The sequence below is a fragment of the Geodermatophilus sp. URMC 63 genome, from assembly GCF_053502565.1.
On record NZ_CP199956.1, the window covers coordinates 572,101 to 588,089 of the forward strand.

14 protein-coding genes are annotated in these 15,989 nt (G+C 76.4%); 6 read left to right on the forward strand and 8 right to left on the reverse strand.

Annotated features, from left to right (window positions below; translation table 11 throughout):
- Positions 1-154: 154 nt before the first annotated feature.
- Complete coding sequence (locus tag ACWIZO_RS02730; protein WP_448641015.1) at positions 155-1,327, reverse strand: acyl-CoA dehydrogenase family protein; 1,173 nt, start codon at positions 1,325-1,327, stop codon at positions 155-157.
- Between the two features lie 9 nt (positions 1,328-1,336).
- Positions 1,337-1,861, reverse strand: coding sequence for a 5-(carboxyamino)imidazole ribonucleotide mutase (purE, locus tag ACWIZO_RS02735; protein WP_448641016.1), 525 nt, complete (start codon positions 1,859-1,861; stop codon positions 1,337-1,339).
- A gap of 206 nt (positions 1,862-2,067) precedes the next feature.
- On the opposite strand from purE, the gene ACWIZO_RS02740 reads away from it, so the two are divergent.
- The 3 genes from ACWIZO_RS02740 to pseI all read left to right on the forward strand — a co-directional run bounded on the left by ACWIZO_RS02740 (position 2,068) and on the right by pseI (position 4,328).
- Positions 2,068-2,733, forward strand: a complete 666-nt coding sequence (locus tag ACWIZO_RS02740) for a hypothetical protein (RefSeq protein WP_448641017.1) — start codon at positions 2,068-2,070, stop codon at positions 2,731-2,733.
- A 75-nt stretch (positions 2,734-2,808) separates the two neighbouring features.
- A complete protein-coding gene (locus ACWIZO_RS02745) occupies positions 2,809-3,276 on the forward strand; it encodes a hypothetical protein (RefSeq protein ID WP_448641018.1) in 468 nt (155 codons plus the stop codon).
- Entirely contained in the window at positions 3,273-4,328 is a 1,056-nt protein-coding gene (pseI, locus tag ACWIZO_RS02750) for a pseudaminic acid synthase (RefSeq protein ID WP_448641019.1), read from the forward strand. Before ACWIZO_RS02745 ends, pseI begins: the two co-directional genes overlap by 4 nt.
- A gap of 35 nt (positions 4,329-4,363) precedes the next feature.
- Here pseI and ACWIZO_RS02755 read toward each other — a convergent pair whose 3' ends face one another.
- Complete coding sequence (locus ACWIZO_RS02755; protein ID WP_448641020.1) at positions 4,364-5,491, reverse strand: DegT/DnrJ/EryC1/StrS family aminotransferase; 1,128 nt, start codon at positions 5,489-5,491, stop codon at positions 4,364-4,366.
- Between the two features lie 4 nt (positions 5,492-5,495).
- Positions 5,496-6,509 (reverse strand): UDP-N-acetylglucosamine 4,6-dehydratase (inverting), encoded by a 1,014-nt coding sequence (pseB, locus tag ACWIZO_RS02760; protein ID WP_448641021.1) that lies wholly within the window; start codon positions 6,507-6,509, stop codon positions 5,496-5,498.
- A gap of 67 nt (positions 6,510-6,576) precedes the next feature.
- On the opposite strand from pseB, the gene ACWIZO_RS02765 reads away from it, so the two are divergent.
- Both ACWIZO_RS02765 and ACWIZO_RS02770 read left to right on the forward strand, forming a co-directional pair.
- Entirely contained in the window at positions 6,577-7,308 is a 732-nt protein-coding gene (locus ACWIZO_RS02765; protein ID WP_448641022.1) for a cytidylyltransferase domain-containing protein, read from the forward strand.
- Between the two features lies 1 nt (position 7,309).
- On the forward strand, positions 7,310-8,818 hold the full coding sequence (locus ACWIZO_RS02770; RefSeq protein ID WP_448641023.1) for a GNAT family N-acetyltransferase: 1,509 nt from the start codon (positions 7,310-7,312) through the stop codon (positions 8,816-8,818).
- A 73-nt stretch (positions 8,819-8,891) separates the two neighbouring features.
- On the opposite strand, the gene ACWIZO_RS02775 is transcribed toward ACWIZO_RS02770, so the two are convergent.
- Positions 8,892-10,103, reverse strand: coding sequence for a 5-(carboxyamino)imidazole ribonucleotide synthase (locus tag ACWIZO_RS02775; protein ID WP_448641024.1), 1,212 nt, complete (start codon positions 10,101-10,103; stop codon positions 8,892-8,894).
- A 283-nt stretch (positions 10,104-10,386) separates the two neighbouring features.
- Positions 10,387-11,085, reverse strand: a complete 699-nt coding sequence (locus tag ACWIZO_RS02780) for an SGNH/GDSL hydrolase family protein (protein WP_448641025.1) — start codon at positions 11,083-11,085, stop codon at positions 10,387-10,389.
- A gap of 138 nt (positions 11,086-11,223) precedes the next feature.
- Between ACWIZO_RS02780 and ACWIZO_RS02785 the strand changes: the two genes are divergently transcribed.
- The gene (locus ACWIZO_RS02785; RefSeq protein WP_448641026.1) at positions 11,224-11,784 is read left to right on the forward strand and encodes a GtrA family protein; all 561 of its coding nucleotides are present in this window, start codon (positions 11,224-11,226) and stop codon (positions 11,782-11,784) included.
- 12 nt (positions 11,785-11,796) lie between these two features.
- Here the strand turns inward: ACWIZO_RS02785 and ACWIZO_RS02790 are convergent, their stop codons facing one another.
- Complete coding sequence (locus ACWIZO_RS02790) at positions 11,797-14,757, reverse strand: AAA family ATPase (RefSeq protein ID WP_448641027.1); 2,961 nt, start codon at positions 14,755-14,757, stop codon at positions 11,797-11,799.
- Positions 14,754-15,920 carry an exonuclease SbcCD subunit D gene (locus ACWIZO_RS02795; RefSeq protein ID WP_448641028.1) on the reverse strand — a complete coding sequence of 389 codons (1,167 nt, stop codon included), beginning with the start codon at positions 15,918-15,920 and terminating at the stop codon, positions 14,754-14,756. The genes ACWIZO_RS02790 and ACWIZO_RS02795 overlap by 4 nt, the downstream gene beginning before the upstream one ends.
- Positions 15,921-15,989 lie beyond the last annotated feature (69 nt).

Below are 15,989 nucleotides of genomic sequence, written 5' to 3' on the forward strand. Positions count from 1 at the left end.
GTCATGTCCCGCCTGCGCTCACCTCTCCGTCCCGGGTGCTCCTGCGTCGCGACGGGACGGCGAGGTCCCCGAGGTCCCGGACCGCTCACGGACGGTGGGGGTCCGACAGCGACCGTCCGCTCGACGCTGGTCGGGATGGCCGGACACCACGGTCTCAGCGCAACAGCGAGCGGGCGATGACCATGCGCTGGATCTGGTTGGTGCCCTCGTAGATCTGGGTGATCTTGGCGTCGCGCATCATCCGCTCGACCGGGAAGTCCTGCGTGTAGCCGGCCCCGCCGAAGAGCTGGACGGCGTCGGTGGTCACCTTCATGGCGACGTCGGAGGCGAAGGCCTTGGCCGCGGCGCACAGCCGGCCGAGGTCGGGGTCCACCTTGCCGCCGTCGTGGGCAGCCTCGCCGCGGGCGGCGGCGACGTAGACCAGGTGCCGGGCGGCCTCGATCTGCATGGCCATGTCGGCGAGCATGAACTGCACGCCCTGGAAGTCGCTCACGGCCTTGCCGAACTGCTTCCGCTCGCGGGTGTACTCGACGGCGGCGTCCAGCGCGCCCTGCGCGACGCCGACGGCCTGCGCGCCGATGGTCGGGCGGGTGAAGTCCAGCGTGCGGAGCGCGGTCTTGAAGCCGGTGCCGGGCTCGCCGATGATCCGGTCGGCCGGGACGGTGCAGTCGGTGAAGTACAGCTCGCAGGTGGGCGAGCCCTTGATGCCCATCTTCCGCTCCTTGGGGCCCACGGCGAACCCGGGGTCGTCGCGGTGCACGACGAAGGCGGAGATGCCGCCGGCCCGCTCCTCCGGGTCGGTGACGGCCATGACCGTGTACCACTCCGACACCCCGGAGTTGGTGATCCAGGCCTTGGTGCCGTTGAGCACCCAGGTGTCGCCCTCCAGCCGGGCGCGGGTCCTCATGGCGGCGGCGTCGGAGCCGGCCTCGCGCTCGGACAGCCCGTAGCTGATCATCGCGTCGCCCGCGGCGATCGAGGGCAGCACCTGCTGCTTGAGGTCCTCCGACGCCGACAGGATGATCGGCATCGACCCGAGCTTGTTGACCGCCGGGATGAGCGAGGCGGAGACGTCGACCCGGGCGACCTCCTCGATGACGATGCAGGTGGCGATCGCGTCGGCCCCCTCACCGCCGTAGGCCTCGGGGATGTGCGTGGCGTGGAACCCGGCCGCCGTCAGCGCCTTCTGCGCCTCGATCGGGAAGCGGGAGTCGGCGTCGACCTCGGCCGCGTACGGCGCGATCTCCCGCTCGGCGATGTCCCGGACCGCGGCCCGGACCGCGTCGTGCTCCTCGGTCAGCTGGTAGAGCCCACTCGTCGTACTCACGAGTGGATGCTAGGACGTCCCAACACCGCCGGGGCCACCGGCGAGCCGATCGCGCAGCGCGGCGTCGCGGGCGACGACGGACCCGGCGAGGTCGGCCTGGAACCGCTCGACGGCCGCCCGCAGCTCCGGGTCGGCCGCGGCCAGGATGCGCACCGCCAGCAGGCCGGCGTTGCGCCCGCCGCCGATCGACACCGTCGCCACCGGCACGCCGGCGGGCATCTGCACGATCGACAGCAGGCTGTCCAGTCCGTCGAGCCGGTCCAGCGGCCGCGGGACGCCGATGACCGGCAGCGGTGTCGCCGCGGCGAGCATGCCGGGCAGGTGGGCCGCCCCGCCGGCGCCGGCCACGAGGACGCGCAGGCCGCGCCCGGCCGCGGTCGCGGCGTAGTCGAGCATCCGGTGCGGGGTGCGGTGCGCGGAGAGGACGTGCACCTCGTACGGGACGCCGAACTCCGCCAGCGCCTGCGCGGCCGGCTCCATCGTGGGCCAGTCGGAGTCGCTGCCCATCACGACGCCGACCAGTGGCTCGCTCACCTCGGTGCTCCTCGGGGAAGGCGGACGCCGGGCCGGTCGCGGCGGGCAGCGCAGCGGGCCACCTGGCGCCACCGTATCGAGCGGGTGCCGGCAGCTCCATCGCGGTGGCCGGGGCGGGTGGGATCCGTGTGACCGGTGGTGCGGGCGCGCCGTCGACCGCCACACAACGAGCGCGATGTCTCTGCGTGGTCATTACGCTGCGATCTGTGAGCAACGCCGTCGCCGAACGACGGAGGGACGACCTCCGTGAGCTGGCCCGGACCTACGCCGCCGACGCGCGGGTCCGCACGGTCGCCGTCGTCGGCAACAAGCCGATGACGCCGGACGCGGAGCGCGTGGCGGCCGTCGACGGATCCGACCTGGTCATCCGGGTGAACGGATTCCGGCTGGACGACTCCGCTGGCGAGGTCACCTACGGCCAGCAGGCGCACGTCGTCTTCTTCAACCGGGCGCTGCGCGCCACCCCGTGGTTCTTCGCCGGCTACCAGGACCGGCTGCACCTCATGGTCGAGCCCGGACGGTTGCACTGGGAGCCGGAGCAGGTGCCGTCGTGGTGGCCGGCCGACCTGGGGCACCTGCACGTCGCCAATGACGACCTCACCATCCCGCTGTCCGAGGACCTGGGCCTCGACTCCCGGGCCGAGGGGCTGTGGTCGACCACCGGGACCATGGCGGCCTGGTGGGCACGCACGACCTTCCCCGCCGCCCACGTCCACCTCGCCGGGTACTCCTTCGTCGACGATCCCGGCCAGACCCGCTGGGCACACGCCTCCGGCGACGACTGCATCGTCGGTCCCGAGCACCGCATCGCCCTGGAGTCCCGGCTGATGCACCGCTGGGCGGCCACGGGCTCCGTCACCATCTGGCCGTAGGGCGGCCGCGTTCGACCTGCCCGCGGTGACCGCCGCGGGCTCCGCAGGACCTGAGGGAGACAGACCATGAGGGCCATGCGAACGAGGCTCACCCACCGCATCAGCCGCTCCATGGCCTGGCGGATCGAGGAGCAGACCTCCGCGACCTTCGCCGGCCTGCGGGGGCACGTCGATGCGCTGGCGGACACCGTCCACCGGCTCGAGGACACCGTCCGCGGGCTCGCTGACTCCGGGGAGCACCTCGACAAGCGCCTGGCGGAGCTCGAGCGCCGGGTCGACGACGTCGCCCGTGAGAGCTCGTGGTCGGCCAACGAGCTGGCCCGGCTGGCTCCGCAGGCCGCGTCGTTCGAGGTCCGCCTGGAGCAGAAGGCCCGGCCGGTGGTGCTGACCGGCGCCCTCGAGGACCTGCCCGAGAGCCGCCTGCTGGTCGACGTCGTCCGGGAGGAGCACGCACGGGTGCGGGCCCGGCTGTCGCTGGTGTCCGCCTACGAGGAGCGGCTGCGGCGACTCGAGGCCCAGGCGGCCGCCCGGGCCTCCGCATGAGCCACTTCGGCGCGCTGCTCGGCGGCACCTCCCCCTGGGTGGTCGCCGAGCTGTCGGGGAACCACGACGGCAGCCTCGACCGGGCACTGGCGACCATCGACGCCATCGCCGCCACCGGCGCCCAGTCGGTCAAGTTCCAGACGTACCGCGCCGAGTCGATGACCCTGGACTCCGACGCCCCGCCCTTCCGCATCCGCGCGGGCCACGAGCTGTGGGGCGGGCGGGGGTTGTTCGACCTCTACCGCCAGGCCGGGACGCCCTACGAGTGGCACGAGCAGCTGTTCGCGCACGCCCGCGCCCGCGGCCTGGTGCCGTTCTCCAGCCCCTTCGACGGGACCGCGCTCGAGCTGCTGGAGTCGCTGGACTGCGGCATCTACAAGATCGCCTCGGCCGAGCTGGTGGACCTGCCGCTGATCCGCGCGGCCGCAGCGACCGGCAAGCCCCTGGTGCTGTCCACGGGCATGGCCACGCTGGCCGAGGTGGAGGCGGCACTGTCGGCGGCGCGGAGCGCGGGCTCGGGCGACCTGCTGCTGCTCAGCTGCACCGCCGCCTACCCCGCGGACCCCGCCAGCAGCCACCTGGCCAACATCGCCGTCCTCCGCCAGGCATTCGGCCTCCCCGTGGGGATCTCCGACCACACGCCCGGCATCGGCGTGCCGGTCGCCGCGGTGGCGCTCGGCGCGGTCGCCGTCGAGAAGCACGTGACCCTCGACCGCAGCGGTGGTGTGGACGCCGCCTTCTCACTCCTGCCGGAGGAGCTGGCGGCCCTGGTCCGCGAGTGCACGGCGGCGCGGGCGGCCACCGCGTCCGGCCCCCGCTTCGGCGTGCGGCCGGGCGAGGAGGACACCGCCCGGCTGCGGCGCTCGCTGTGGGTGGTCGAGGACGTGCGCCCCGGGGACCTCGTCGGCCCCCGCACCGTGCGCGCGCTGCGCCCCGGCGGCGGACTGGCCCCCGCGCACTGGGACGACGTCGTGGGCCGGCCCTTCGCCCGCTCCGTCCGATGCGGGCAGCCGCTGGCGTGGGACCTGCTGGGGGCTCCCGCCGAGGACTGAGCCGCGCCGGGCCGCGCCGGCCCCCACCGAGCTCCTCAGGCGCCGAAGAACCCGCGCACGAGGTCGCAGACGCGGTCGACCTCGCCGTCGGAGAGGCCCACGTACAGCGGCAGGGAGATCTCCTCCCGGTACCACCGCTCGGCCACCGGGCACTCGCCGCGGCGGTGACCGAGGTCGGCGAACACGGGGTGCCAGTACGCCGGCACATAGTTGACCTGCACCCCGATGCCGTGGGCCCGCAGGTGCTCGAACAGCGCACGGCGGTCCTGCTCGGGCACGCGCGCCGGGTACAGGTGCCAGGCCACGTCGGCGTCGGCCGGGCGGTGCGGGATCCGGACCTCGGGGAGGTCGGCCAGCGCCGCGTCGTAGCGAGCCGACAGCTCCGCGCGGCGGGCGACGAAGCCCCGCAGCCGCCGCAGCTGGCTCGAGCCCAGGGCACACAGCACGTCGGGCAGCCGGTAGTTCAGGCCGAAGGCGTGCACCTCCTGGTGCCACGGCCCCTCGTCGGGCCGGCGCTGGTCGGCCGGGTCCCGGACCAGCCCGTGGTTGCGGAAGGCGGCCGCCCGGGCGAGCAGCTGCGGCGAGGGACTGAGGACGGCGCCGCCCTCGGCGGTCGTGAGGTTCTTGGTGGCGAAGAAGCTCAGCGTCGTCAGGTCGGCGAGCTCTCCCACGTGGCGGCCACGCCAGGAGGTGCCGACGGAGTGGGCGGCGTCCTCGAGCAGCAGCGCCCCGGCGTCCCCGGCCACCCGCCGCAGGGCGTCCATGTCACCGGGCAGGCCGGCGTAGTCGACCGACGTCACCACGGTGGTCCGCGGTGTGACGGCGCTCGTCGCGGAGGCGGGGTCGAGGCAGCCGGTCACCTCGTCGACGTCGGCGAAGACCACCCGCGCGCCGAGCAGGGCCGCGGTGGCCGCGGTGGCCACGAACGTCAGCGGCGGGACGACGACCTCCGAGCCCGGTCCCACGCCGGCAGCCGCGTAGGCGGTGTGCAGCGCCGCCGTCCCGGAGGTCACCGCGACCGCTGGCACGCCCCCGCAGGCCGCGGCCACGTCGGCCTCGAAGGCCGTCACCGCCGGGCCGGTGGTCAGGTAGGGCGCGGTGACCGCCGCGGCGACGGCGGCCACGTCGGACTCGTCGACCGACTGGCGGGCGTAGGGGAGCACGGGATCAGTCGAGCTCGTCGAGGACCGTCTTCAGCTCCTCGACGGTGAGCAGCAGGTCGTTGGTGTCCGAGCGGTAGGCGAACCCGTCGGGCATCTGCGCACCCGCCGGTGGCTCGTAGCCCCAGCCGGCGAGGTACGGCGTGATGACGTACCGGTCCTCGGTGCGGATCGTCCGGCGGGAGTCGTCGGCCGCGATCATCTCCTCGTGCAGCTTCTCGCCGGGGCGGATGCCCACCTCCACGGTCTCCGACCCGGGAGCGATGGCCTCGACGAGGTCGACCAGCCGAGTGCTGGGGATGCGCGGCACGTAGAGCTCCCCGCCGCGCATGATCCGCAGCGAACCCACGACGAACTCCACCGCCTGGGGCAGGGTGATCCAGAAGCGGGTCATCCGCCGGTCGGTGACCGGTAGCGGCCGGCCCTCCGCGGCCAGCCGGCGGAACAGCGGGATGACGCTGCCCCGGCTGCCCATCACGTTGCCGTACCGCACGACGCTGAAGCGCGTCTCGTGGTGTGCGGCGTAGTGGTTGGCCGAGATGAACAGCCGGTCGGCGCACAGCTTGGTGGCGCCGTAGAGGTTGATCGGGCTGGACGCCTTGTCCGTCGACAGCGCCACGACCTTCCGCACGCCCGCGTCGATGGCCGCCTCCATGACGTTCTCGGAGCCGTTGACGTTGGTCCGGACGTACTCGACGGGGTTGTACTCCGCCGTGTCGACCTGCTTGAGCGCAGCAGCGTGCACGACCACGTCCACCCCGTGCATCGCCCGCCGCAGCCGCTCGCGGTCGCGGATGTCCCCGATGAACCACCGCAGCCTCGGGTCGTCGTGGAACTGCGCCCGCATGTCCGACTGCTTGAGCTCGTCCCGGCTGAACACCACGATCCGCTGGGCGCCCAGGTCCAGCGCCCGCTGGACGAAGGCCTTGCCGAAGGAACCGGTACCGCCCGTGACGAGGACGGACGTGCCCTCGAGGGGGTTGCTGAAGGCGTCCCGCAGGGAGACGTCGCTCTCGCTCATCGATCCGGAGGGTACGCGCTACGTGACCGGTCGGAGTCGCCCGGGGCGGGGCGGGCAGGATGGTGCCGTGCGTGTCACCGCCGTCGTCCAGGCCCGCACGGGCTCCACCCGCCTGCCCGGCAAGGTCCTGCGCCCGCTGGCCGGCCGGCCCGTGTTGAGCTGGGTCCTGCGTGCCGCCGCCGCGTGTCCCGGCATCGACGAGGTGGTCGTGGCGACGACGACGCTGCCCGGGGACGATCCCGTCGCGGAGCTGGCCCGCGCCGCAGGGGCATCCGTCGTCCGCGGGCCGGTCGACGACGTGCTCGAGCGCTACCTGCGCGCCCTGGACGCCTCGCCCGCCGACGCGGTGGTGCGGCTGACCGCGGACTGCCCCCTCCTGGACCCCGACCTGCTCGGCGCGGTGGTCGCCGCGTGGCGGGCGGCCCCGGACGCCGCCGACTACGTGGCGACGACCCTGGTCCGCACACTCCCCCGCGGGCTCGACGTCGAGCTGGTCACGGCAGCGGCGCTCCGCCGGGCCGGCATGGAGGCCCGGGACCACCACCGCACGCACGTCACCTCCTACGTGTGGAGCCACCCCGACCGCTTCCGGCTCACGGGGCTGGTCGTCGCCCCGGCCGCGGACGACCTGCGGATCACCCTCGACACCCCGGAGGACGCCGCCCTGATCGAGGCCCTCGTCGAGGTGGTCGGCGACCGCGCACCGTCGTGGCGGGAGCTGGTCGCGGTCCTGCGCGAGCGGCCCGAGCTCGCGGCGCTCAACGCCGCCGTCGTCCAGAAGACCCTCGCGGAGGGTTGAGGTGACGCGGCTGGCGCTGCTCCGGTGCGACGCGGTGGTCACCGGAGGGGTCGGCCACCTGGTGCGCTGTCTCGCCGTGGCCGAGGCGGCGCGGGAGGCCGGGTGGGACGTGGGGCTCGTGGGCTCGTTCGAGGTCCCGCTGGCGGCGGCGCTCGTGACCGGGACGGGTCTGCCGGTCCTCGCCGACGGGAGTGAGCCGCTCGAGACGACCGCCCGCCGGACCGGGGCGCAGGTCGTGCACGTCGACCACTACACCGCCGCCTGCCCACCGCCCGGACACGGCCACCCCGGCGAGGTGGGGTTCCTGGTCAGCTCGGTGCAGGACGGGCGGTGGGGCCGGCGCGGCGCGGACGTGGTGCTGGACGCCTCCCCCTCCGGCCGGGTCACCGCCTCGGTCGTCGGCGCCCGCGTCCGCCTCACCGGCCCCCGCCAGGCACTGGTGCGCGCGGACGTGCGCACCCGGCCGGGCACCCGCGAGCCCACCCGACGGGTGCTCGTCGTCGCCGGCGGGACGGACGCCGCCCGGATCCTGCCCGCGCTCACCGCCGTGGCCACTGCGGCGGTGGACGGATCCCCGGACGACCAGCCGTACGAGGTCCTCGTCATCGACCCGGCTGCTGCCCCAGCGGGGTGCCGGGACAGGCTCGGCGTCGTCTCCCGGCCACCCGGGCCCGACCTCCTCGACCTGGCCGCCGGCTCGGTGCTGGTGGTGACCGCCGCCGGCACCACCACCTCCGAGCTGGCCGTGATGGGCGTGCCGATGGCCGTCGTCCAGGCGGTGGACAACCAGGCGGAGACCTACCGGGACCTGGTCGCCTCCGGCGCGGCCCTGCCGCTCGGGACGGCCACCGGGCTGTCCCGCGACCGCGACCGGCTCGCCGCCGACCTGCGGGGGGTCCTCGGGGACACCGACCGGCTGGCCGGGCTGTCCGCGGCGGCCGCCGCCCGGGTCGACGGACGCGGCGCGGCACGGTTGGTCACGGCGTGGGACGCGGTCTGGGAGGGCCGGGCGAGCGACGCCGACCGCGGGTGGTGGGTGACCCCCGCCCGCCCGGCGGACAGCGGCCTCCTGCTCTCCTGGCGCAACGACCCCGTGACCCGCGCCCGGTCGATCACCACTGCCCCGGTGCGCCCGTCCGACCACGCGGCGTGGTTCTCCGCCGTCCTGGCCGACCCGGACCGCCACCTGCTCCTCGTCGGCTCCGGTGGGCAGCGCGTGGGTACGGTGCGCTTCGACCGGGTCGACGCCGGCACGTGGGAGGTGTCGCTCACCCTCGCGCCGGAGTCCCGGGGCCGCGGGCTCTCCGGCACCGTCCTGGCGTGCGGAGAGGAGCACCTGCTGGCCCACGGCGGCGGAGGTGCCCGTCTCGCCGCCCGGGTACGGCAGGACAACGCGGCCTCGCTGGCGCTCTTCCGCCGGGCGGGGTACGGCCCGGCCGACGCCCGGACGCGCGCCTCCGGTGGCGGTGACCACCACGGTCTCCACGTGCTGACGAAGGACCTCGCCTGAGGAGGCGGTCGGGACACCGGTCGACGGCCGGTCCGCGTCCCCGCTGTCCCCGGGCGGGTCGGTCCGGCGCTCCTCAGTGCTCCTGGGCGAAGGCGAACGCCGGGTCCACGACGCCGTCGGCCAGGTAGCGGGCCGCGGCGACCGCCCGCGCGCGGACCTCCTCGAGGTCCTCCCCCAGCGCGGTGACGTGCCCGAGCTTGCGGCCGGGGCGCTGGCCCTTGCCGTACCAGTGCAGCTTGACGTCGGGCCAGTGCGCCATCAGGTGGTGCACCCGCTCGTCGGTGCCCGGGCCGTCCCAGCCGGCGGCCGCGGCCCGGCCCCCGAGCACGTTGGCCATGACCACGACCGGAGCGACCATCGCCGTCGAGCCCAGCGGGTAGTCCAGGACGGCGCGCAGGTGCTGCTCGAACTGGCTGGTGCGCGCGCCCTCGATGGTCCAGTGCCCGGAGTTGTGCGGGCGCATGGCCAGCTCGTTGACCAGCACGCCGTCGCCGACCTGGAACAGCTCGACGGCCATGACCCCCACGACGCCGACGCGGTCGGCGATCCGCACGGCCAGCTCCTGGGCGGCCAGCGCGCCGTCCTCGTCCAGCCCCGGAGCGGGCGCGAGCACCTCGGTGTTGATGCCGTCGCGCTGCACCGTCTCCACCACCGGCCAGACGGCGACCTGGCCGAACGGGGAGCGGGCCACCAGCACGGCCAGCTCGCGCACCAGCTCCACCCGCTGCTCGGCGAGCAGGCTGCCGTGCGCGGCGAGCAGGTCGGCGGCCTCCTCGGCGGCGTCGAGGACGAACACGCCCCTGCCGTCGTAGCCGCCCCGCGGGGTCTTGACGACGACCGGCCAGCCGGTGGTCGCGGCGAAGCGCGCCAGCTCCTCCTGCGACCGCACCTCGGCCCAGACCGGCTGGGGCTCGCCGGCCGCGGTCAGCGCCCGGCGCAGGACGAGCTTGTCCTGGGCGTGCACGAGCGCGTCGGGGCCCGGGGCCACCCGCACGCCGTCGGCGGCCAGCGCCCGCAGGTGCTCGGTCGGCACGTGCTCGTGGTCGAAGGTGACCACGGTGGCGCCCTCGGCCAGGGCGCGCAGCGCGTCGAGGTCGCGGTGGTCACCGAGGCGGACGTCGGCGGCGACCAGCGCGGCGGACTCGGCGGGGTCGGTGGCCAGCACTCGCAGCGACTGGCCGAGCGCGATCGCAGCCTGGTGGGTCATCCGGGCGAGCTGCCCACCCCCGACCATGGCGACCACGGGCAGGCCGGTCCGCGGGTCAGTCGGTGCGGGCGCCAACACACCGAGAGGTTATCCGGGCCGTCGTGCAGCACCATCGGCGACTCCGACTGCCGGCACCGGTCCTGCACCTCTTCGTGCACGACGACTCGATCACGCCGACCCGAGGACGGGCGTCATCAGGAGGGCCTCGGTCACTCGCGTGTCCGGACCGGGCCGCACCGCAGCGCCGAGCGATCTCGGCGGTGCCCCGCGGCTGGTTGCTCGGTTCGCCTCCAGCGGTCAGCGTCCGTGTTCCGCACCGGCTCCGGCGGCGTTCCGCGTCGACCAGGTCCGACCCCCGCGCTCAGCGCATGCCGACCAGTTCCGCGCGCAGGCGCCGGCCGACGACGTCGGCGACCTCCTGGGTCGGGTGGACCCCGTCCGCCGAGGTGCCGGGCGCGTAGGCGCCGTCGACCGAGATCCCCTGCCACGGGTCGACGTGACGCCACCCCTGCGCCGCGGCCAAGTCCTCGAGCTGGCGGTTGAGTGCCAGCGCCTGGGCCGGGTCCGCGTCGAGGGGCGGGATCGCCGAGAGCAGGACCCGCGCGACGCCCACCGTGGCCACGATCGCCCGCAGGTCGTCGGCGGTGACCTCCCAGGGCAGGCGGAAGAGGTCGTTGGTGCCGGCCAGGACGACCACGACGTCCGCGGACGAGGGGACGACGCCGGCGCGCATGTCCTGGGTCGTGGCGCCCGGGACCGCCCAGCCGCCCTGGAACTCCAGCGGCGGACCGAGCGCGGCGGGCAGCCACGAGCGGGTCCCCGGGACCGCCGTCCCCTCGATCGGCAGCGAGCCGGCAGTGATCGAGTCGCCGACGACCGTGAAGGTGAGGGGCGTGTCGACGGTGGCGGGAGCCTCCGCCGGGCCGGGGTCGGCCGTCGCGCCGGTCGACGGGCTCGGGGTCGCCGAGGAGGACGCGCTGCCGGCCGGGCCGGTGCCGTCGTCGGCGTGGGACCGGGTGCAGCCGGCCGACAGGGCCACCGCGAGGACCACCGCCGTCACCAGGGCCGCCCTCCCCCGACGGCCCGCTCCCCCCATGCGCCCAGTATCACCGCCGCCGGCCCCGGACCACGGCCGACCCGGGGACCGCCCGCCGCGTCTCGCGGGAGGACCGGCCGCGGGTCCGTACAGTCGTCGGGCGTGCCCCTCCTGCCGGCCGTCCGCCGTCGCGCCGGGACCACCTGGCGACTGCTGCTCAAGGAGCTCTCCGCCTTCGGCGTCGTCGGGAGCGCGTGCTTCGTCCTCGACCTCGGGCTGTTCCAGCTGCTCTACGCCCACCTGGGCGTCGGCGCGGTCACCGCCAAGTTCTCCTCGACGGTCGTGTCGATGACCGTCGCCTACTTCGCGCACCGGCACTGGTCGTTCTCCCACCGGGCGCGGACCGGCCTGCGCCGGGAGTACTCCCTCTTCGTCGTGGTCAACGGCCTGACGCTGGCGCTCGGGCTGGCCCTGGTGGCCCTGGTGCGCTACCCGCTGGGCCAGGAGAGCGCGCTGGTCCTGCAGGTCACCAACGTCGCCTCGACGGGGCTCGGGACGCTGATCCGCTTCCTGTCCTACCGGCGGTGGGTCTTCGTCGCCGCGGACCACCCGGCGGCCCTGTCCGCCACCCCGTCCCCAGCCCCGGCGGACGCCGCGGCCGGGCCGGCCGAGCGGGCGGGGCACCAGGCCGGCGTCCCCGGTCGGGCGCTGCCCGGGCTCTGAGCCGCCGCCGGCTCAGCCGGCCAGGCGCGAGCCCGACCGCCCGGCGACCACCTCCAGGCGGGTCGGGACGCGGGTGCGCAGCTCCTCGAGGTGGCTGATGACGCCGACCGTCCGGCCGCCGCGGCGCAGCTCGTCGAGCACGGTCATCACCGCGTCGAGCGCCTGGGCGTCGAGCGTGCCGAAGCCCTCGTCGACGAAGAGCGTGTCCATCTGCACCCCGCCGGCCTCGGCGGTGACGACGTCGGCGAGCCCGAGGGCCAGCGCGAGGGAGGCCATGAAGCTCTCCCCGCCGGAGAGGGTCTTGGTGGGCCGGCGGGTGCCGGTGTACTCGTCGAGGACGTCGAGGCCGAGCCCGCCGCGGGCGCCGTGGCGGCCCATCGCGTCGCTGTGCAGGAACGTGTAGCGCCCCCGCGACATCTCCTGCAGTCGCCGGCTGGCCACCTCGGCCACCTGCTCCAGGCGGGCGGCGAGGACGAAGGACTGCAGCCGCATGCGCAGCGTGTTGGCGCCGCGGCCGCCCACGAGGTCGGCGAGCCCGCCCACCTGCTCGGCGCGGGCGCGGCGCTCGGCGAGCTCGACCTCGGCGGCGACCACGTCGCCGGCGAGCCCGTCGAGGGCGTCGGCGCAGCGGCGGGCCTGGTCCAGGGCGGTCACCGCCTCCTCGCGGCGGGCGGTCAGCTCGGCGCAGCGCGCCTGCAGCGCCGCGACGTCGGGCCGGTCGCCGAGGTCGGCGAGGTCGGGGTCGGCGAGGGTGGCGGCCAGCACCGAGCGGGCCTCGTCGTGCTCGCGCAGACGCCGGTCGAGCCCGGCCAGCTCGCCGTCGGCCAGCAGGGCACCGGCCGCGTCCAGGACGTCGTGGAAGCCGGCCGCCGCGGCGCGCGCCTGCGCGGCGGTCCGGGCCTCGGTGGCGGCGGCCAGCGCGCGGTGCTCCTCGTCGGCCGCGGCGACGGCGGCCTCGCACCGCTCGGCCTGCCCGGCCAGCCGGTCGACCCGGGCGCGCAGGTCGGCGTCCTCCCCGCGGGCGGCGTCGAGCCGGGCGGAGAGCTCCGACAGCGCGTCGGCGCGGGCCGCGCGCTCGGCGGTGCACCGCTGCAGGGCCTCGCGGTCGGTGGCCAGCGCGGCGACGGCGGCGTCGCGCCGGCCCTCGGCGGCGGCCAGCGCCCGGCGCGCCTCCTCGGCACCCCCGGCCAGCCCGGCGACCGCCGCCCGCTCCGCGCGGGCGCGGGCCGCGTGCTCGGCGAGCTCCGCGGCCGGCCGGTCCCCGGAGCGCTCCCGCAGGACGGCGAGCTCCCGCTCGAGCTCCTCGACGGCACGGCCGGCCGCGGTGCGCCGCTCGTCGGCGGTGTCGACGGCGGCGCGGGCGCGCTCCTCGTGCTCGGCGGTGACCGACGCGCCAGCGGGCACCGCGGGGCGCGGGTGCTCGGTCGAGCCGCAGACCGGGCAGTCGGCGCCCGCGCGGAGCCCGGCGGCCAGCTCGGCGGCCATCCCCTCGAGCCGGGCGGTGCGGACCTCGACCAGCCGCTCGCGCGCCGCCAGCCAGGTCAGCCGCGCGGCGTCGGCGTCGGCGCGCCCCCGCTCGAGCCGGCCGGCAACCGCGGCGGCGCGGGTCGCGGCGTCCAGCGCGGCGCGGACGGCCTCCTCGGCCGCGGCCAGGGCGGGCAGCCGCGCCACGGCGGCCTGCGCGGTGTCCAGCGCGGCCTGCGCGGCGGCCACGCGGGCCGGCTGCTCCTCGACGGCCCGGACGCCGTCGGCGCAGCGGGCGGCGAGCCGTTCGGCGGCACCGGCCAGCCGGGCGACCTCGGTGGTGAGCTCCGCGGCCCGGCCGGCCTCGGGCAGCAGGACCCCGGCCGCCGCGGCGGCGTCGCGCAGCTCCCGGGCGACCGCGGCGTCGGCGTCGCGGCCGCCGGAGACCGCCGCCCAGGCGGCCGCGGCGGCTCCCCGGCGCGCGGTGGCCCGCTCCGCGGCCAGGGCGGTGCGGCCCGCCGCCTCCAGCACGTCGCGCAGCGCCTCGGCGCGGCGGCCGGCGTCGGCGCGGGCCCGCAGCGGCGCCAGCTCGGGCTCGCGGGCGGAGAGCCGCTCCCGCTCGGCCCGGGCGCGGTCGCGGCGGGTGTGCCGGTCGGCCAGCGCCCGCGCCGCGGCCAGCTCGGCGTCGACGCGGGCGTTCGCGGCGGCGGCGTCGTCGGCCCGGGCCGCGGCGTCGGCCTGCCGCTCGGCCGCCCGGGCGCGCACGCCGCGCACCCAGGCCTGCACCGAGGCGCCGGGGTGGGCACCGACCAGCTCCGGCGCGAGCTCCTCGGGCACCTCGACGTCGGCGATCTGGGCGACCCGGTGCAGCAGCGTGCTCACCCGGTGCCGGTCGGCCCGCAGCGCCTCCTCGGCGGCCCGCCGCTCGCCGGCCAGCCAGTCCTCCGCGCGGGCGAACCGGTCGACGTCGAACAGCGTGCGCAGCAGCCTCCCGCGGTCCTCGGGCTCGGCGCGGAGGAACCGGGCGAAGTCGCCCTGGGGCAGCAGCACCACCTGGCAGAACTGCTCGGCCGACAGGCCCAGCCGCACGCGCAGGTACTCCGAGCCCTCGTCGATGCGGGTGCTGACCGGCTCCCAGGTGCCCTCGCGCCACCGCTGCACGACCAGCCGCGCCTGCTCGGTGGTCTCGCCGGCGCCGCGCTTCTTGGGGCGGGTCTGCTCGGGCCGGCGGGCGACCAGCAGCCGCTCGCCGGCGAGGGTGAGCTCGCAGGAGACCTCGGTGCGGGTGCCGGCGTCGGCGTGGTCGCTGCGCAGCCGCCGGGCCTCGCCGCGGGCGCCGGGCACGGTGCCGTAGAGGGCGAAGACCACCGCGTCGAGCAGCGTCGTCTTGCCCGCCCCGGTGGGGCCCCACAGCAGGAACAGCCCGTCACGGGCGACCTCGTCGACGTCGACGGTCTCGGTGCCGGCGAACGGGCCGAACGCGGTGATGGACAGGGAGTGCAGCCTCACCGGGTCAGCTCCTCGCGGGCGGCCGCGCCCAGCGCCCGGACCAGCAGGTCGCGCTCGGCCGCGGTGGCGCCCACCCCGCCGCGCACGTGCGCGACGAACTCCCCGGCCACGTCGAGGTCGTCGCGGCCGCGCAGGCGTTCCTGGTAGCTGCGGCCGTCGCCGGCGCCCCCGCCACCGGTCCACTCCAGGTGGACGCAGTGCGCGAAGCGGGCGCGCAGCTTGCGCATCGGGTCGGCCGGGCGGACGTCGTCGGTGAGCCGCACGGACACGAAGGCGTCCTCGGCGGGGGCGTGCGCGGGGTCGGCGAGCAGGTCGTCGAGGGTGCCGGTGAGGACGGCGAGCGGCCGGGGCGCCGGCAGGGGCACCGGGCGGACGCCGGCCAGCCCGGCGGCGTCGAGGTCGACCAGCCACACCTGCTTGCCCTGCCCGGCCTCGCCGAAGGAGTAGGCCATCGGCGAGCCGCTGTAGCGCAGCCGGTCGGTGAGCGACTGCGGCCGGTGCAGGTGTCCCAGTGCCACGTAGTCGACGCCGTCGAACACCGACGCCGGCACCACCTCGACCCCGCCGACGCAGATGTCGCGCTCGCTGTCGCTGGCCACGCCCCCGCCGACGAAGGCGTGCGCGAGCACCACCGAGCGCGCGCCGGGGCGCAGGAACAGGTCGGCCCGCACCCGGTCCATCGCCGCCCGCAGCACCGCCTCGTGGCTGCGCGCCGCGTCGTCGCCCCGCCCCCCGAGGCCCAGTTCGTGGCGGGCGATCTCCGGCTCCAGGTAGGGCAGCCCGTAGACGGCGACCTCGCCGTGCGCGTCGGCGAGCAGCACGGGCTCGTCGAGCCGGGAGGTGGCGGCGCGCACGTGCAGGCCGGCCTTGGTCAGCAGCCCGGAGAAGGTGCCCAGCCGGCGGGCGGAGTCGTGGTTGCCCGGGGTGAGGACGACAGTGGCCCCGGCGCCGAGCAGCCGCTCGACGACGCGGTCGAGGACTGCCTGGGCGTCGGCCGACGGGACCGCCCGGTCGTAGACGTCACCGGCGACGACGACGGCGTCCACGCCCTCGGCGGTGACGACGCCGGCCAGCCCCGACAGCACCGCCTCCTGCTCGGCGAGCAGGTCGGCACCGTGCAGCGACCGCCCGATGTGCCAGTCGGAGGTGTGCAGCAGCCGCATGGGTGCGCAAGGTAGGTCGGGGGGCCGACAGAACCGGCCAGGCTCGCCGTGACCGATCGGTCACACCCT